The organism is Kribbella shirazensis (assembly GCF_011761605.1).
Taxonomy (GTDB): domain Bacteria; phylum Actinomycetota; class Actinomycetes; order Propionibacteriales; family Kribbellaceae; genus Kribbella; species Kribbella shirazensis.
The window spans coordinates 1,887,932-1,904,505 of sequence record NZ_JAASRO010000001.1 but is presented as its reverse complement, the minus strand read 5'-3'; the positions used below and the strand labels follow the sequence as shown (position 1 = coordinate 1,904,505).

Below are 16,574 nucleotides of genomic sequence, written 5' to 3'. Positions count from 1 at the left end.
GAGGGGGAACCAGGATGGCCTTCATCAGTACGCCCAACGACCCGGAGCTCTTCGACGCGAATCGGGCGCCGGCCGGGCACGTGCCGAACTTCGTCCACACGTTCGCGGCACGACCTGCCGTGTACGAGGCGTGGAAGCAGCTGAACGGTGCGATCAAGGAGTCCATGGACCTCCGCCGCTACGAGCTGGCGACGCTCGCCGCCGCGACCGCGCTGAAGTCCAGCTACTGCAGCCTCGCCCACGGGCAGATCCTGGCCGACAAGTTCTACACCGCCGAGGAGGTCGCCGCTCTCGTCGACGAGCCCGCGAACGACCCCGTGGACCGCGCCGTGATGGCGTTCGCCCGCAAGGTCGCGCTCGCCGCCGACACCGTTACCCGGGCGGACGTCGACGAGCTGAAAGCAGTCGGTCTGAGCGACGCCGACGTACTCGACGTGGTTCTGGCCGCCGCGGCGCGGGCGTTCTTCTCCAAGACCCTCGACGGCACCGGCACGCAACCCGACTCGGCGTACAACAACCTGCCGGACACTCTCCGTACGGCGCTCACGGTCGGCCGGCCGATCTACTCGGGCTGATTGCCGGCGGCGCCGCCGAGATGGAGCTTCGTGGTGACGCCCGTGTACATCAGGTGGGTGACCAGCCCCTGGGCGGCGTGCGGCAGGTTGTGGCAGTGGTCCATCCAGATCCCGGGGTTGTCGGCCACGAAGGCGACCTCGTAGGTCTCCTTGTCCTCGACGTTGAGGGAGTCCGTCCACCACGGGCTCCCGGTCGCCTTCACCCCGTCGCGGCTGAGGACGACGACGTGGTGCCCGTGCAGATGCATCGGGTGCACCTGGCCCGAGGTGTTCCTGATCCGCATCCGGACGACGTCGCCCTCGCTCACCACGAACATCGGCACGTTCGGGTACTGGTGCCCGTTGATCGTCCACCACATCCCGGGTTTCCCGTCGAAGAACCCGATCCGCCGGCCGATGTCGTACCGGAACACGCGGTCCGCCGACGCCGGGTCGAGACCGAGCGGCTTCGGTGAGCCGTACGTCAGCAGATCGACCCGCTCCCGCGGCTCGGCGCCCGCCGGGGCGTCGCCGTCCCCGATCACCAGCGTCGTCGGTCCGCCACCGAGCCCGATCCGCACCGCGGTGGTGGTCGGCACCTCGAGGTCGATCCGTCCTCCCGCGGTGACCAGCACCGCCTTCCCGCGCACCTCGGTCGGCCCGTTCACGTCGGTCCCGTCGACCGCGAGCACCTTGTACGGCGCGCCGTCGACCCAGGCCGCCATCGGGCCGTTGTCGGTGTTGATCAAGCGCACCCGTGCCGTCGGACCCGGCGCCTTCACGCGACGTTCGCCGTACTCGCCGTTGACGGTCCGGATCTTGTCGTACGTGTGCACGGCCGCGATCACGTCGGACGCGGTGGGTTTCACGACGAGCACGCCGTACAAGCCCTTCTGCACCTGCTCGTGCGAGGCCTGGTGCGAGTGGTACCAGTACGTGCCGGCGTCCTCGGCGACGAAGCGGTACACGTGCGACTTGCCGGGTGCGACGGCGTCCTGGGTCACCCCGGCGACACCGTCCTCGGCGTTCGGTACGTCGACCCCGTGCCAGTGCAGGGTGATGCCGTCGGCAACGTTCTCGTTGTGCAGCGTGACCTGCACCAGATCGCCTTGTTCTGCGACGATCCGCGGCCCCGGCGAGGTGTGGTTCAGCGTGAAGCCGTCCACCGGGCCGCGTCCGGGTACGTCGAAGCGCTCCTCACGTGCGACCAGGTCCACCGCGACATCAGGTGTCCCCTCGGCCGGACCGGTCAGCTGACCGACCTCGGTGCCGTGGTGGACATGCGCGGACGCGGGCCCGCCACCGTAGTCGGCGTACCCCATCGCCATCGGCGACAGGTCGCCCGGAACCAGACTCCCCTGCCAGAAGAACCCGAGCGGCGCCAGCACCGCGACGGCTGCCACAAGGGCGACCGCCAGCCGGCGCCGGCCGGCCAACGTGGTTGCTGATGGCATCTACACGGTCGTCGTCTCGGCAGCGGGCTGACGGACGGCCGCGGCCCGCCTGGCCGCCATGCCCGCGACGCCGGCCAGGGCGAACGCGTTCAGCCCGTGCAGCAGGCCGACCACCGGCGCCCCGAACGAGACGAACGCGAGGGCGATCTGGAGCGCGACCAGCCCGACCACGTACAGCGCCCATTTGATGCCACCGTCGACCTTCGCGAAGAACGAGACGATCAGCAGCAGCAAGGCGATGGCCGGGATCACCAGCATGCCGAACTGGCCGTGCAGCATGTGCCCGGTGTTGCCCTCGTAGTTCTTGTCGACGACCAGGCCGTCGTCGATGTCCTTGATCGCCGTGAACCAGCCGAGCGCGACGAACATCGCCTGCAGCACGACACCGATCGCGACAAGACCGGCCAGTACCCGATAAGCAGCCCTCATATTTCCCCCAACCCCCTGAATCCCCTTGGCCTCATAGTGGGCCAGGTCACTCAAGGGCACAAGAGCTCTACTGCCCTAGCTGTGGTTGCGGGTGAAGGCGTGGTACAGGCCGTGCAAGGTGAGCAACGGTTCGTGACTGACCGGTGCGGTCAGTTCGTCGGCGAGGAGCGGGGCGAGCGCGCCGGTGAGGATCACGGGCAGGTCGTCGTTCAGAGACTGCTCGGTCCGGATTCGCGTGACCAGCCCGTCGACCAGGGCCGCGTAACCGTGGATCGCTCCGGACTGCAGCGCCTCGACGGTGTTCTTCGCGACCACGGACCGCGGCCGGACCAGCTCGACCCGGCGCAGTTGCGCGGCCGCCTGACCGAGCGCGTCGGTCGCGGTTTCGATGCCGGGGGCAATCACTCCCCCGATGAACGCTCCCGCCGGGCTGACCACGTCGATCGTGATCGCCGTACCGACATCGACCACCAGGCAGGGCGCGCCGTACTTGTGCACCGCCGCGAGTGCATTCGCGATCCGGTCCGTGCCGACCTCGCGCGGGTTGTCCACCAGCACCGGCAGGCCGGTCTTCACACCCGGCTCCACCACGACGCTCGGCACGTCCTGGTAGTACCGCGAGACGACGTCGCGCAGCTCGTGCAGCACATGCGGTACGGCGGAACATACGGCGATCCCGCTCACCGGCGTCTCACCGGCGAGCAGGCCCTGCAGCAGCACGGCCCACTCGTCCGCCGTACGCCGGGGATCGGTGCCGACCCACCAGTGCCGTTTGACCGTGCCTTCGAACACCAGGCCGACCAGCGTCCTGGTGTTCTCGACTGCGACGGTGAGCAACATCAGACGCCCTTGGAATCCAACGCTTCTCGCAGGTCCAGGGCGATGTCGAGGACCGCCGCCGAATGCGTCAGCGCGCCGACGGCGAGGTAGTCGACCCCGGTCCCGGCGACCTCGGCCGCCTTGTCCAGCGTGAGACCGCCGGAGGCCTCCAGCTTGGCGCGCCCGGCGACCTTCTCGACCGCCTCACGCAGCAGCGGGACGTCCATGTTGTCCAGCAGGATCAGCTCGGCGCCGGACTCGACCGCGATCAGCGCGTCGTCGACCGAGTCCACCTCGACCTCGATCGCGATCTCCGGGTACGCCTTGCGCACCAGCCGGAACGCCTCCGCGACCCCACCGGCCGCGATCACGTGGTTGTCCTTGATCAGCGCGGCGTCCGACAGCCCCATCCGGTGGTTCTTGCCGCCACCGCACCGGACGGCGTACTTCTCCAGGGACCGCAGCAACGGCATCGTCTTGCGGGTGTCGCGGATGACCGCGCCGGTGCCCTCGACCGCGTCCACCCAGCGCCGGGTGAGCGTCGCGACACCGCTCAGGTGGCACAGCAGGTTGAGCGCGGTGCGCTCGGCCGTGAGCAGCTTCTGGGTCTTGCCACGGGCCGTCATCAGTACGTCACCCTTGTGCACGGACGCGCCGTCGCGCACGGAGTGCTCGATCTCGATCTCGTCCGGCGCGGCGACCTGCCGCAGCACCAGCTCGGCGATCTCGAGGCCGGCGACCACGCCGTCGGCGCGGGCCACCAGCTCGGCGACCGAGACCTGGTCCGGGTCGATGGTGGCCGTGGTGGTCACATCGACACCACCGGCCAGATCCTCCTCGATGGTCGCCCGCACGAGGTCACCGACCCACTGCCGGTCGACTGTCTCATCCATGCCGGTCATTCTCCTCGGAATCGCGCGGGTCAAACGTGGCCTGCGGCACAGCCTGCTCGCCCGTCGCGGCCGGCACGGGTTCGAGCGTGAGGTCCAGACTGCCGGACCAGTGCAGATCATCGCGGTCCGGGTGGTCCTCGCGCCAGTGCGCGCCGCGACTCTCTTCGCGGGCGGTCGCCGCCGCGATCAGCGCGGACGCGACCGTCACCAGATTGGTCGCCTCCCACCCGGGCGTTCCCGGCTCGCCGGCCGGCTGCTCGATCAGCTTGCCGATCGCCGCACCCGCCTCGGCCAGCCCGGTCGCGCTCCGGATCACGCCGGCGCCGACCGTCATCGCGCGTTGCAGCTCGGGTACGACGTCCGCGTCGACGAGTCCCGGCGTACGGCGGTCCACCACCGGCTCGCGCTGCTCGGGCAGCCCTTCCGCGAGGTGCGCGGCGATCCGGCGGGCGAACACGAGCCCCTCGAGCAGGGAGTTGGACGCGAGCCGGTTGGCACCGTGGACGCCGGTGCAGGCGACCTCACCGCACGCGTACAGCCCGGGGACCGAGGTCTGGCCGTTCAGGTCGGTCCACACACCGCCGGAGGAGTAGTGGCAGGCCGGGGCGACCGGGATCAGTTCGCGGACCGGGTCGATACCGTGCGAACGGCAGGAGGCGAGGATGGTCGGGAACCGCACCCGCCACTTCTCGTCGCCGAAGTGCCGGGCGTCCAGGTACACATGGTCCTTGCCGGTGGCAAGCATCTGGCGCATGATCGCCTTCGCCACGATGTCCCGCGGCGCGAGGTCGGCGAGCTCGTGCTGCCCCTGCATGAACCGCTTGCCGTTGTGGTCGACCAGGAACGCGCCCTCGCCCCGGACAGCCTCGGACACCAACGGCTGCTGGCCTTTCGCGCTCTTGCCCAGCCACAGCACGGTCGGGTGGAACTGCACGAACTCCAGGTCGCGCACCTTCGCCCCGGCGCGCAGCGCGAGCGCCATCCCGTCGCCGGTGGACACGCTCGGGTTGGTCGTTGCCGCGTACAACTGTCCCAGACCACCGGACGCGAGGATCACCACCCGGGCACGGATCGCGCCCACACCGTCCAGCTGTCCCTCGCCCATCACGTGCAGCGTGACGCCGGCGATCGCGCCGTCCTCGGAGGTCAGCAGGTCGAGGACCAGGGCGTGCTCGATCAGCCGGATGTCCTTGGCCCGCCTCACCGCGGCGACCAGCGCCCGCTCGATCTCCGCGCCGGTCGCGTCGCCGCCGGCGTGCGCGATCCGGTTGCGGTGGTGCCCGCCTTCGCGGCCGAGCGAGATCTCCCCGTCGGCAAGGGTGTCGAAGCGCGCGCCGAGCTCCATCAGGTCGCGGACCGCCTCCGGTCCCTCGGTGACGAGGACCCGGACGGCGTCGGAGTCACTCAGCCCGGCGCCCGCGACGAGCGTGTCCTGCAGGTGCTCCTCGGGCGAGTCTTCCGGGTGGAGGGCGGCCGCGATCCCGCCCTGGGCCCACTGCGTGGAGCCGGAGGCGACGACGTCCTTCGTCACCACCAGAACCGAACCCAGCTCGCGGGCTTTCAGCGCGGCGGTCAGCCCGGCGACCCCGGACCCGATCACCACCACGTCGACAGTGTCGGTCCAGCCGGGTTCCGGCGCGGTCAGCCGCTGCGGGACTGCGGGAGCACTCATCCCGCGACGGTATCAATCGATTTCATCGCAGGGTGATGGAAATGTTGTCAATGAGACGGGTCAGCCCCACGCGGGCGGCGATCAGCATCCGGGCCTCGCCGGGGCCGATCACCGGGCCGAGGTCGGGCGCGCGCAGGGCGAGGTAGTCGATCTTCACCGACGGCACCGCCTCCAGCTCGGCCTGAGCCGCGGCCATCACGGCGTCCGGCCCGTTCATGCCCGCCTTCGCGCCCGCGCTCAGCGCCCGGTACAGCACCAGGGCCTCGTCACGCTCGGTCTCGGTCAGGTAGCGGTTGCGTGAGGACAGCGCGAGCCCATCCGGCTCCCGGACCGTCGGCACCGGCACGATGTCGACGTCCATATCCAGGTCGCACACCATCTCGCGGATCAGCGTCAGCTGCTGGTAGTCCTTCTCCCCGAACAGCGCCAGGTCAGGCGCGGTCAGGTGCAGCAGCTTCGACACCACGGTCAGTACGCCGGAGAAGTGCCCGGGCCGGAAGACACCTTCGAGCTCGTCCGCCAGCGGCCCGGGATGGACGGTGATCGACGGCTCGTTCGGGTACAGCTCGTCGCGGGACGGGTTGAAGACCAGGTCGACGCCCTCGTTCTTCGCGATCGCGAGATCGCTGGCCAGGGTCCGCGGGTACCGGTCGAAGTCCTCGGTCGGCCCGAACTGCAACGGGTTCACGAAGATCGTCAGCACCACACTGCCGTCCGGCCCGACCCGTTCGCGGGCCTCGGCCAGCAACGCGGCGTGCCCGTCGTGCAGGGCCCCCATCGTCATCACGACCGCCCGCGGCCGGATCGCGGTCGCTGCTCGCAGCTCGGCCTTGGTCTGGGTGAGTCTCATCGCGGTGCCTCCCCTGTCCGATCTGCCCGGTGCCCGTTCGGTTCTTCGTTCAGTACCTCGTTCAGTACCTCGTTCAGGACCCGGGCGAACCGTGCGGCCGTCTCCGCGTCCAGCCGCCCGTCCGCCGCCGCCAGCTCCACCGTCGAGCGGGCCAGTTCGGCGTAGCTGGTCCTTGTACTGGTTCCTGTGCTGGTTCCTGTGCTGCCCCGCAGTACCGCCAGGTGTGCTGCCACCGTGTCGACATCGCCCCGGGCGATCGGCCCGGTGAGCGCATGATGACCGGATCGCAGCGTGTTGTCGAGCGTTGCGACCAGCAACGGCCGGAGGGTCGCCACCGGATCCGCCACGCCCGCTTCCCGCAGTACGGCGACCGCCTGGGTCACCAGCGTGGTCAGGTGGTTCGCCCCGTGCACGAGACCCGCGTGGTACCGCGCACGCTGCTCGTCGTCGATCCACTGCACCTGCGCGTCCAACGCCTTCACCAGCCGCTCGACGAGTGGCCGTGCCGCGTCGGGCGCGGTCGCCGTGAACATGACCCCGTCCAGACTGACCGGTCCGCCCGGAAAGGTCATCGAGGGGTGCAACGCGATCGGCGTCGCGGCCAGGCCGGTCAGCGGCGCCAGCCCGTGCGCTCCGGACAGGTGGACGACGTACTGCGCAGTGGTCAGCGGCAGCGTGTGCGCCACGTCGTGGATCAGGTCGTCCGGTACGGCGACCAGTACGACGTCGGCGCGCCCGGTGACCTCGTCAGGGGTCAGCACGGGCACACCGGGTAGCAGGCGGGCAGCGTGGTCCCGGGATGCGCGGGAGCGCGCAGTCACTCCGACCAGGGGATGTCCGGCTGCCGCCAAGGCTGCTCCCAGGGCGGACCCGGCCCGGCCGGCTCCGATCAAGCCGATCCGTTCCATCACTCACTCTCTTCTCGTTCCAGTCCCGCGGAGGGGTACCAGACGATCTACTTGTCAGGGTAGGGGATGAGAGCATGGTGCGGTGAGTGATGCGTGGGCAGCTGGGACCGAATTGACGGCGATCCTCATCACAGTGCCTGAGCTGGCGGCATACACGGACCGGTGGAGATCGGTGTCCCGTTCGACCGCGAGACCACAGGTCCCGTTGACCGAGCTCATCCCGCCGCATGTGACGGTGCTGGTCCCCTGGGTCGCCGAGCCCACCGACACCGACGTGGCACGTCTACAGGCCGCGGTGTCGTCGATCCAGCCGTTCGAGCTGAGCTTCCCGACCGCGGGTCAGTTCCCGAACGGCACCGCGTGGCTGAAGCCGGAGCCCTTCGACCAGGTCCGCGCGCTGCTCCACGCGGTCATCGACGCCTTCCCCGAGTGCCCGCCGTACGGCGGTGAGTTCCCGGACCCGCATCCGCACCTGACGATCTCGTCGTCCGACCGTGGCGGTCCGGACGTCGTCGCCGAGGCCAACGCCGCGCTGGCCGTGACACCGGCACCTACGACCCGGCTGACCGAGCTGGGCCTGTGGCGCGAAGACGCGGCCGGTGTGTGGGCCCAGATCGGGGCGGTACCCGTAGGAAAATGACGGAGACCTTCCGAGCTGCCTGGCAGCAGGCGTTGTACGGCCCCGACGGCTTCTACCGCCGAGAACGCCCCGCCGCCCACTTCCGCACGTCGGTCCACGCATCCCCCCTCTTCGGGCAGGCCATTGCGCGGCTGGCTCGCGAGCTCGACCTCGACCAGGTGGTGGACCTCGGCGCCGGCTCCGGCGAGCTGGGCAAGGTACTCCGCGCAGGAGGCCTGTCAGTCCTCGACATCGAACTGGACGACGAGCTGCCCGACCGGTTGTCCGGACTGGTCATCGCGAACGAGTGGCTCGACAACGTCCCGTGCGAGGTCGTCGAGTGGGACGACGAAGGCGTCCCGCGTTACCTCCTCGCCGACTTGACCCCAGGACCGGTTGTAGAAGGCAACGACCTCCACTGGCTCGAGCAGTGGTGGCCACCCACAACCGCCGCACCTGGGCGGCCCGGGGATCGGGCTGAGATTGGTAGCACTCGTGATCAGTCCTGGGCCGCCGTGGTCGGTCGACTCGCCCGCGGAAGTCTCGCGATTGCTATCGACTACGGACACCTGAGATCGAGTAGGCCGCCGTACGGGACGCTGACCGGGTTCCGCTCCGGGCGGGAGTGCTCACCGATCCCGGACGGCAGCTGCGACATCACGGCCCACGTAGCGCTCGACTCGCTCGGAGGCACGATCGTGCGCCAGCGCGACGCACTGCGGGCACTGGGCGTCAGCGGCGCCCGTCCGAGCCTGGACCTCGCCCAGACCGACCCAATGCGCTACCTGTCCGAGCTGTCGTCCGCCGGCGAGGCGGCTGAGCTGCTCGACCCGTCCGGGCTCGGCGGATTCGGCTGGGTCTGGACAGCTGCCGATGCGGACACCGAACGACGCGCAGCGCGCGCCCTGTCCGCCTGAGCCTGCACCAGCCCCGCCGCCTCAACCTGATCGCGGTGCAGCGCGATGGCATCGGTCGGCCCGAGGGGAGTGTCCACATGCACGTTGGCCACTCCCAGGCGGCGCTGGAGCGGGCCCTGCTCCAGGCGGACCGACTGCGTCTTGTGATGCAGCACGATCGACGTACGACGGCTTATCCAGCCGCGCGTGGTGACCATGACCTGCTCGTCGGCGCCGTACGACAGGTACCGCCAGCCGATCGGACGCAGCCACTTCGCGCGCTCCGGCGCCGTGTGCATCTGGATGCGGCTGAGGTCCAGACCGGGCAGGACCCTGCCGAGTACGAAGGCCACCTCGGCGCGTTCGCCGACGGGAAGCAGCTGTGCCCCCTCCAGCTCGTCGTCGCCGTCCTCCTTCTGCCCGGCGACACCGGCGATGTCCAGGTCGACCCGTGACCAGCCGAGGAACCGCCAGATCAGCGGCTCGGTGATCAGCAGGCCCTGGACACGACCAGGCGGGACGGTCTGCCGCTGGACGTCGAACAGCCCGCGCTTGGTCCGCAGACCGTGGCTGGACTCGGACAGCGTGAAGCCGTGGTTCCCGACGACCTGCTTCCAGATCGGCTGCACCACACCGAGCAGCAGCGGCAGACCGGCGAACAGACCGATGTGGAAGTCCAGCACCATCGTCGCGACGATCAGCCAGACCAGGGCGCCCGCGCTACCGACCACAGTGGACGAGAGCAGCGTCGCACCGAGCAGCCGGTTGGTCGGGACGGTCAGCAGCGGCGGAGCGGTTGCCTCGGTCTGCTGGTCGTGTGCCTGCTGCTCGACGGCCTGCTCCCCCTTGGCGCGGACCAGCAACGTCATGCGCAGCGTCTGAGCCTCTTCGTACCGGAAGTAGCTCAGCTTGCCGTCGCTCTTGCCACCACCGGCGACGTCCATCCGCAGCTCGGCCATCCCGAACAGCCGCGCGACGAACGGCTGCGCCACGTCGATCGCCTGGATGCGGTCGAAGCGGATGATCCGGGTACGCCGGAACAGGAACCCACTGTCCACGCGGATCGCGTCCGTGGTCAGCTGCCACTTGGTGAACCACCAGGACAGCGCGCCGAGCAGGATGCCGCCGACGAGTACTCCGGCCAGGCCGATGCCGGCGACCGTCAGATTGCTCCGCAGACCCTCGTTGTTGACCAGCGCGAAGGCCGCGACGACGAAGTACCCCCAGCCCTTCACGAACGGGGTCAGCGGGTGGAGACGTTGCCCTACCGTCTCCACGGCCTGTCCGGTCACAGGCCCCACGCCTGCGCCTGACCGAGGGCGGACAGCCGGTCACGCAGCCGACCGGCCTCGTCGGGGTGCAGTCCGGGGATCTTGGCGTCGGTCGCCGGCGTCGCCGTGTGCAGCTCCACGGTGGCCAGCCCGCACGCACGTTCCAGCGGCCCGGCGGTCACGTCCACGAACTGCATCCGGCCGTACGGTACGACGACCAGCTCGCGGAACAGGATCCCGTGGCTGACCAGCAGCTCGTCCTCACGCTCGGCGTACTTCCAGGACCGCTGGTTGCGCCCGATCAGCACCCACGACCAGCCGAATCCGAGCGCGATCAGGACGACCGCGAGCACGCCGTACAGCCAGCCCAGCGTCAGTCCGAGACCGAGCAGCGCCGCGATCGCCAGCAGCCCGGCCAGGATCGCCGCGTTCAGCCGCCGCAGGGTGGCCAGGTTCGGCGAGACAGGCGTCCAGGTGACATCCGAGGGTGCGAAGAGGTCGTCCACAGACCAAGCCTGTCACGATAGGGGTTATGAGTACCGAAAGAGTCGTGGGAGTCGGTGCGGGAGCCGCTGGATTCGACCCTGCCTTCGAGCGCGGCGGAACCGGGGCGGGTTCGCAGCTGGCGACCACCGACATGGTGCTCAACATCGGCCCGCAGCATCCGGCGACGCACGGCGTACTGCGGCTGCGGCTGACCCTCGACGGCGAGCGGATCGTCGGTTGCGAGCCGATCATCGGCTACATGCACCGCGGCGCGGAGAAGCTGTTCGAGGTCCGCGACTACCGGCAGATCATCGTGCTGGCGAACCGGCACGACTGGCTGTCCGCGTTCGCCAACGAGCTCGGCGTGGTGCTCGCCGTCGAGCGGATGATGAACCTCGAGGTCCCGGTCCGCGCGACCTGGCTGCGCACCCTGCTGGCCGAGCTGAACCGGGTGCTGAACCACCTGATGTTCCTCGGCTCGTACCCGCTCGAGCTCGGCGCGATCACGCCGGTGTTCTACGCGTTCCGCGAGCGCGAGACGATCCAGGCGGTGATGGAGGAACTGTCCGGCGGCCGGATGCACTACATGTTCAACCGGGTCGGCGGACTCAAGGAGGACCTGCCGTACGGCTGGCTCGGCCGCGCGGCCGCCGCCTCCGCCGCGGTCCGCAAACGGCTGCCCGACATCGAGGAGCTCGTCCTCGGCAACGAGATCTTCCGCGCCCGGACCGTCGGCGTCGGCAAGCTCGCTCCCGAGCTCGTCGCGCAGTACGGCGTCTCGGGGCCGATCGCCCGCGCCTCCGGGGTGGACGCCGACCTGCGCCGCGACGAGCCGTACCTGGCGTACGGCGAGCTGCAGGACGTGCTGCGGGTCGTCACCCGGCCCGATGGCGACTGCTTCTCCCGCTTCGCCGTACTGCTCGAACAGGTGAAGGTGTCGCTCGACCTGGTCGACGCCTGCCTGGAGAAGCTGTCCGCGATGCCCGCGGGGCCGGTCAACGTCCGGCTGCCGAAGATCCTCAAGGTGCCCGAGGGGCAGACGTACGCGTGGACCGAGAGCCCGCTGGGCATCAACGGGTACTACCTGGTCTCCCGCGGCGACAAGACCCCGTGGCGCCTGAAACTCCGCTCCGCCAGCTTCAACAACATCTCCGCCCTGCCCGCGCTGCTCCCCGGAACGATGATTCCCGACATGATCGCCATCCTCGGCAGCATGTTCTTCGTCGTCGGCGACATCGACAAGTAGGTCAGCTGCCGAGGAGCTCCTGCAGGGGTTCGCGGATGCCGTCGGCGACTGCGAAGAGGCCGCGGGACTCGGGGGCGTGGTCGGTGCCGTCGAGGTCCAGGACGGTGACGCCGGCCTCGCGGCAGATCGCCACACCGGCCATCGTGTCCCAGGGCTTGTTGGAGAACATGATCAGCGCGTCGAAGTACCCGTTCGCGGTCCAGGTGAGCGCGGTGGCCGCCGTACCGATCATCCGCAGCCGCTGGACGCGCGGGTACAGCCGCTGGGTCAGCGCGCTCCGGTCGGGGTTCACCGCTTCGGCGTCGGGGCCGACGGCATAGTCGCCGACGGCGACCAGTGCGTCGGACAGGTCGGTGCACTCGCTGCCCCGGATCCGCTTCCCGTTGCAGGTCGCGCCGAGTCCCTCCGCGGCGGCGTACGTCGTCCCGAGCGCCGGGTGGTCGATCACGCCCGCGACGGCGCGGCCCTCGTGGATCAGGCCGAGCGAGATCGCCCACAGCGGTACGCCGTGGATGAAGTTGACCGTCCCGTCGACCGGGTCCAGCACCCAGCGCGTCCCGTCCGTCGCGCCGCCCTCCTCCTCGCCGAGAACGCCGATCTCCGGCGTCTCCCGCTCGAGGAAGGCCCGTACCTCCCGCTCCACCGCGAAATCCACCTCGGAGGCCATGTCCCGGTCACCCTTGGACGTCAGCTCCCCCGGCGCCCTCGACTGTGTCACCGCCCGCCCACGCTCGACAGCCGCCTCGGCCACCTTCACCAGCTTCGCAAGATCCACACCCAGAACCTAAGCGGAACTGCTCACGCCGAGCTTCACCGGGTCGCTCGCCGAGCGATCCCCAGCTCCCGGCGCCGGCGCCGCCACGCCGCGGCCGCGGCGACCGTCCCGACGGCCAGCATGCCGGCCCCGGCCGCCTGCCCGATCTTGATCGGGCATCCCGAGGCGCACTCGGGGATCGCGTACGGCTGGCCCGGGTTCAGTTCGTGTGTCTCGTCGGCGGACACGTACGCCTCGTCGGCCGGGAACGGGAAGCCCTCGGGATTCAGCAACCGGTACCAGTACAGGTCGTCCCAGGCCTTGCGTTTGCACGTCACGTTCACCGACGGCGACTCGTACGGCGTCGGCCCGAGCTGACCGATCGGCAGATGGTCCTCGTTGTACACCGTGACGTGCCCGTTCGGGTCGTTCATCGTCACGGCCGGATAGTGCGCGTCCAGCCCCATGCTCCGCAGTATGCGGCCGGAGTCAGGACGCGGCCAGGCCTCGCAGCTTCAGGTCCACGACGGTCGGCGCGTCGGCCTGGGAGTGCTTGTCGCCGGCGGCCACGACGGTCGCGACCTCCTGGTCGATCTTGTCCAGGCGCTCGTCGATCTTGTCCAGCCGGCGCTGCATCAGGTCGACGAACTCCGCGTTCTCGACGACGCGGGCGCTGGTGATCCGCGAGTACTCCTGCGCGACCTGCGCACGCTCGTCGGAGTGGGCCAGCCGCTCCACCAGCAACTGGTGGCGGAACAGGACGGCAGCGGCGATCGCGACCAGAACAGCCCCACCTGCGGCCGCCCGGAGGATCCAGGCATTCTGCGAGAAGAGCGCGACACTCACGCCCAGGCAGACAACGATCAGCAGACCATTGGCAACGGTGAGAACTGTGGTCCTGGTACGACGGCGGCTACCCCTTGACCCCATGGGACGTCATGTTAAGCGGTTTCGTCCGGGTCCTCGGGAATGCGACACGCACGTTCGAGCAACAATCCGGCCGTGACGACCAGCACTGAGATCACCACCGCGGCACCGGCCATGATCACACGGTTACGAGGCCCCGAGGAGCCCATCGCCTGCAGGAAGGATAACGCGAACCCTGCGTAAACACCGGTGCACAACGCGCCGACAAAAGCGCTCGCTTTCCCGATCATCAGCAGGAACACCGCGCGGGACGGTTCGACCCGCTCCCGGCGTACCTGGATCCGCTGGTGGGTGTTGCGGGCCGCCGCGAACAGCAGCGCGGCCAGGAACATCCAGGCGACCAGCGTCAGCCAGGACACCGTCGGCGCGACGCCGCCGCCGGACTCGATCGCCTGCACCAGCGTGACGCCGACCGCGACCCCGAGTACGGCGATCGCGACCAGCAACCGCCGCGACGTCGGCCGCACCGAGCCGGGGCGAGGCGGCTCCTGCTTGTCCCGGGGCGTCTTTCCCGGCTCGGTGTTGCCGGCCACGGCTACTGCAGCTCGAGGTCGAGCTTGGTCACGCTGTCGGTCCCGACCTTGGCGAGCAGCTCCGCGACCGGACCGTGGCCCGGCAGCACCGCGTCCGGCTCGATGTCGAGCCACGGTGCGAGCACGAAGGCCCGCTCGTGCGCCCGCGGGTGCGGAATGGTCAGCTCCTCGGACTCGATCTCCTTCTGCCCGTAGGTGATCAGGTCGACGTCCAGGGTCCGCGGCGCGCCTGGCACGCCGCGCTCCCGGCCGAACGCCTGCTCGACCGCGTGCGCGCGCTCCAGCAGCAGGTCGACGGCGAGCGTGCTGTCGGCGAGCAGGACGATGTTCAGGTACGGTCCGGATTCGTCCGGGCCGCCGACCGGCTCGGTCTCGTACACCGGCGAGACCTCGACCACCACGACGTCCGGGGTGTCCCGCAGCGCGTCGACCGCGCCCTGCAGGTTCGCCTCACGGTCGCCGAGGTTGCTGCCGAGCGACAGGATCACCTGGCGGATCGGTTTCAGGCCGCCGCTCAGGGTGTCCGCGTCGATGACGTGGGGACTAGGGGTCTCAGTCACGAGGATTCTCCGGCTCTGCGCTGCACGGTCAGGACAACGTCGTCGAACGGCACCGAGATCGGCGCCGAGGGTTTGTGGATGGTCACTGCCGTCGCTGTCACCCGGTCGTCGGCGAGACAGAGATCGGCGATGCGCTGGGCGAGGGTCTCGATCAGGTCCACCGGGTCGGTCTCGATCGCCCGGTGGACCTGCTCGGCCACCACCCCGTAGTTCACGGTGTCGGCCAGGTCGTCGGAAGCCGCAGCGGCCCGGGTGTCCAGCTCCAGCCGGACGTCCACGACGAACTCCTGTCCGTCGGCCCGCTCGTGCTCGAACACCCCGTGGCGCCCGAACCCGCGGATGCCCCGGATCTCGATCACATCAGGAGGAACGTTGGGACCGCTCATTCCGCCTCCTCCTGTCGGCCCCCAGACGACAGTACCGGGGAGGCATGGTGGATCCACAACCGCCAGCCGGAGGAAGTTCTGCGGAAAACGTTGGTCGCGAACGCCTTTCCGCCCGCGAACCCGTCCTCCGGCGCGCCCTCGCCCGACGACAGGACATTCTCCGTACACGTGACGTATGCCACGTCTTCATCCACGCGGACCTGCACATCGGTGAGGAAGAACTGGATGTACGGCGTGTTCGCGAAGATCATCGCCCAGGCCCGCATCATCTCGGAGTACCCGGAGATCGCCGCGTTGCCGGGATGGACGCAGACCGGGTCCGGCTCCGGCAGCCAGACCGCCGCCATCAGATCCAGGTCGCCGGCCTCGAAGGCGTTGTAGAACGCGGTGTTGGCACTCAGTACGACGTCCTCCACCGTGGCACCACCTGGACCCTTGGGCGCGCTGTCGCCCCCGGCCCCCTGCCGCGGTCCGTCCGTCATACCGTTCCCCATCTCTTCGCCACCCGGACCGCGTCCGCGTTCGGTGCCACCGCGTGCGCCCGGACACACCAGGCACCGGCGGCAGCGGCCAGGGCGGATACGGCCACACTCGCGTCGTCTCGCCGTACGGCCGGTCTGGGTTCACCGGTCTGCTCGTCGGCGAGCAGCCTACCGAGGAACGTCTTCCGGGACGCACCGATCAGCAACGGTCTTTCCAGTACGGCGAATTCCCGCAACCGGCGGAGAATCTCCCAGTTGTGGTCCGCGTTCTTCGCGAAACCGAGCCCGGGATCGAGGGCGACCCGGCGCAGATCGATACCGGCGGCGCTCAGCACCTCGAGGCGCTCGGCCAGCTCGGCGATCACCTCGGCGACCACGTCGTCGTACTCCGCCTTGTTCTGCATGTCGATCGAGTGGCCGCGCCAGTGCATGCACAGGTACGGCGTTCGGCGCTCGGCGACCAGCGGGAGCATGTCCGGATCGGCCTGCCCGCCGGACACGTCGTTGATCATGGTGGCGCCCGCGTCGAGCGCCAGCCGCGCCACGTCGGCGCGCATGGTGTCGACGGAGATGATCGCGCCGTCCGCGGCGAGGGCCTCGACGACCGGGATCACCCGGCGGAGTTCTTCCTCCTGCGACGGCCGCACCGCGCCCGGCCGGGTCGACTCACCACCCACGTCCAGCAGGTCGGCGCCCTCGGCCAGCAGTTCGCGGCCGTGCTTGATCGCGGCAGCCGGCTCGAACCACTCGCCGCCGTCGGAGAACGAGTCCGGCGTCACGTTCACGACGCCCATGACGAGACACCGGTCCAGCACCGGCAACCCGTCCACGTGAC

General features: G+C 69.7%; 20 protein-coding genes and 1 pseudogene. 4 read left to right on the top strand and 17 right to left on the bottom strand.

Annotation, left to right across the window (positions count from 1 at the left end; translation table 11 throughout):
- Positions 1–14 precede the first annotated feature (14 nt).
- Positions 15–575: a carboxymuconolactone decarboxylase family protein gene (locus BJY22_RS09370; protein ID WP_167205333.1), complete on the top strand. Its 561-nt coding sequence runs from the start codon at positions 15–17 to the stop codon at positions 573–575.
- Here the strand turns inward: BJY22_RS09370 and BJY22_RS09365 are convergent.
- The 7 genes from BJY22_RS09365 to BJY22_RS09335 all read right to left on the bottom strand — a co-directional run bounded on the left by BJY22_RS09365 (position 563) and on the right by BJY22_RS09335 (position 7,579).
- On the bottom strand, positions 563–2,008 hold the full coding sequence (locus BJY22_RS09365) for a multicopper oxidase family protein (RefSeq protein ID WP_167205332.1): 1,446 nt from the start codon (positions 2,006–2,008) through the stop codon (positions 563–565). The genes BJY22_RS09370 and BJY22_RS09365 overlap by 13 nt on opposite strands.
- Complete coding sequence (locus tag BJY22_RS09360) at positions 2,009–2,437, bottom strand: hypothetical protein (protein WP_167205330.1); 429 nt, start codon at positions 2,435–2,437, stop codon at positions 2,009–2,011.
- A gap of 75 nt (positions 2,438–2,512) precedes the next feature.
- Positions 2,513–3,277: a type III pantothenate kinase gene (locus BJY22_RS09355; protein ID WP_167205328.1), complete on the bottom strand. Its 765-nt coding sequence runs from the start codon at positions 3,275–3,277 to the stop codon at positions 2,513–2,515.
- Entirely contained in the window at positions 3,277–4,149 is an 873-nt protein-coding gene (gene nadC, locus BJY22_RS09350; RefSeq protein WP_167205326.1) for a carboxylating nicotinate-nucleotide diphosphorylase, read from the bottom strand. Before nadC ends, BJY22_RS09355 begins: the two co-directional genes overlap by 1 nt.
- On the bottom strand, positions 4,142–5,821 hold the full coding sequence (locus BJY22_RS09345) for an L-aspartate oxidase (RefSeq protein WP_167205324.1): 1,680 nt from the start codon (positions 5,819–5,821) through the stop codon (positions 4,142–4,144). The genes nadC and BJY22_RS09345 overlap by 8 nt, the downstream gene beginning before the upstream one ends.
- A gap of 22 nt (positions 5,822–5,843) precedes the next feature.
- Entirely contained in the window at positions 5,844–6,671 is an 828-nt protein-coding gene (gene panC / locus BJY22_RS09340) for a pantoate--beta-alanine ligase (protein WP_167205322.1), read from the bottom strand.
- Positions 6,668–7,579 carry a Rossmann-like and DUF2520 domain-containing protein gene (locus tag BJY22_RS09335; protein WP_167205320.1) on the bottom strand — a complete coding sequence of 304 codons (912 nt, stop codon included), beginning with the start codon at positions 7,577–7,579 and terminating at the stop codon, positions 6,668–6,670. The genes panC and BJY22_RS09335 overlap by 4 nt, the downstream gene beginning before the upstream one ends.
- A gap of 82 nt (positions 7,580–7,661) precedes the next feature.
- On the opposite strand from BJY22_RS09335, the gene BJY22_RS09330 reads away from it, so the two are divergent.
- Together BJY22_RS09330 and BJY22_RS40995 are read left to right on the top strand one after the other, a co-directional pair.
- A complete protein-coding gene (locus BJY22_RS09330; protein WP_167205319.1) occupies positions 7,662–8,219 on the top strand; it encodes a 2'-5' RNA ligase family protein in 558 nt (185 codons plus the stop codon).
- A pseudogene (locus tag BJY22_RS40995) lies at positions 8,216–8,875 on the top strand (SAM-dependent methyltransferase); the annotation flags it as partial. The gene BJY22_RS09330 and the pseudogene BJY22_RS40995, both read left to right, overlap by 4 nt.
- A 104-nt stretch (positions 8,876–8,979) precedes the next feature.
- Here the strand turns inward: BJY22_RS40995 and BJY22_RS09325 are convergent.
- Both BJY22_RS09325 and BJY22_RS09320 read right to left on the bottom strand, forming a co-directional pair.
- Positions 8,980–10,371: a PH domain-containing protein gene (locus tag BJY22_RS09325; protein ID WP_167205317.1), complete on the bottom strand. Its 1,392-nt coding sequence runs from the start codon at positions 10,369–10,371 to the stop codon at positions 8,980–8,982.
- Between the two features lie 11 nt (positions 10,372–10,382).
- A complete protein-coding gene (locus tag BJY22_RS09320; protein ID WP_167205315.1) occupies positions 10,383–10,871 on the bottom strand; it encodes a PH domain-containing protein in 489 nt (162 codons plus the stop codon).
- A gap of 26 nt (positions 10,872–10,897) precedes the next feature.
- On the opposite strand from BJY22_RS09320, the gene BJY22_RS09315 reads away from it, so the two are divergent.
- Positions 10,898–12,097, top strand: a complete 1,200-nt coding sequence (locus BJY22_RS09315; protein WP_167205313.1) for an NADH-quinone oxidoreductase subunit D — start codon at positions 10,898–10,900, stop codon at positions 12,095–12,097.
- Between the two features lies 1 nt (position 12,098).
- Here BJY22_RS09315 and BJY22_RS09310 read toward each other — a convergent pair whose 3' ends face one another.
- Genes BJY22_RS09310 through folP form a run of 8 tightly spaced genes read right to left on the bottom strand, consistent with a single transcriptional unit; the run spans position 12,099 to position 16,533 of the window.
- The gene (locus BJY22_RS09310) at positions 12,099–12,872 is read right to left on the bottom strand and encodes an inositol monophosphatase family protein (RefSeq protein WP_167205311.1); all 774 of its coding nucleotides are present in this window, start codon (positions 12,870–12,872) and stop codon (positions 12,099–12,101) included.
- 35 nt (positions 12,873–12,907) lie between these two features.
- The gene (locus tag BJY22_RS09305; protein WP_167205309.1) at positions 12,908–13,318 is read right to left on the bottom strand and encodes a hypothetical protein; all 411 of its coding nucleotides are present in this window, start codon (positions 13,316–13,318) and stop codon (positions 12,908–12,910) included.
- A gap of 22 nt (positions 13,319–13,340) precedes the next feature.
- Positions 13,341–13,781 (bottom strand): hypothetical protein, encoded by a 441-nt coding sequence (locus tag BJY22_RS09300; protein WP_167205307.1) that lies wholly within the window; start codon positions 13,779–13,781, stop codon positions 13,341–13,343.
- 11 nt (positions 13,782–13,792) lie between these two features.
- Positions 13,793–14,311, bottom strand: coding sequence for a DUF3180 family protein (locus tag BJY22_RS09295; protein ID WP_167205305.1), 519 nt, complete (start codon positions 14,309–14,311; stop codon positions 13,793–13,795).
- 2 nt (positions 14,312–14,313) lie between these two features.
- Positions 14,314–14,871 (bottom strand): 2-amino-4-hydroxy-6-hydroxymethyldihydropteridine diphosphokinase, encoded by a 558-nt coding sequence (folK, locus tag BJY22_RS09290; RefSeq protein WP_167205303.1) that lies wholly within the window; start codon positions 14,869–14,871, stop codon positions 14,314–14,316.
- Complete coding sequence (gene folB, locus BJY22_RS09285; RefSeq protein ID WP_167205301.1) at positions 14,868–15,257, bottom strand: dihydroneopterin aldolase; 390 nt, start codon at positions 15,255–15,257, stop codon at positions 14,868–14,870. Before folB ends, folK begins: the two co-directional genes overlap by 4 nt.
- On the bottom strand, positions 15,254–15,739 hold the full coding sequence (locus tag BJY22_RS09280; RefSeq protein ID WP_238350325.1) for a nuclear transport factor 2 family protein: 486 nt from the start codon (positions 15,737–15,739) through the stop codon (positions 15,254–15,256). The genes folB and BJY22_RS09280 overlap by 4 nt, the downstream gene beginning before the upstream one ends.
- A complete protein-coding gene (gene folP, locus BJY22_RS09275; protein WP_167218047.1) occupies positions 15,736–16,533 on the bottom strand; it encodes a dihydropteroate synthase in 798 nt (265 codons plus the stop codon). Before folP ends, BJY22_RS09280 begins: the two co-directional genes overlap by 4 nt.
- Positions 16,534–16,574: the final 41 nt, after the last annotated feature.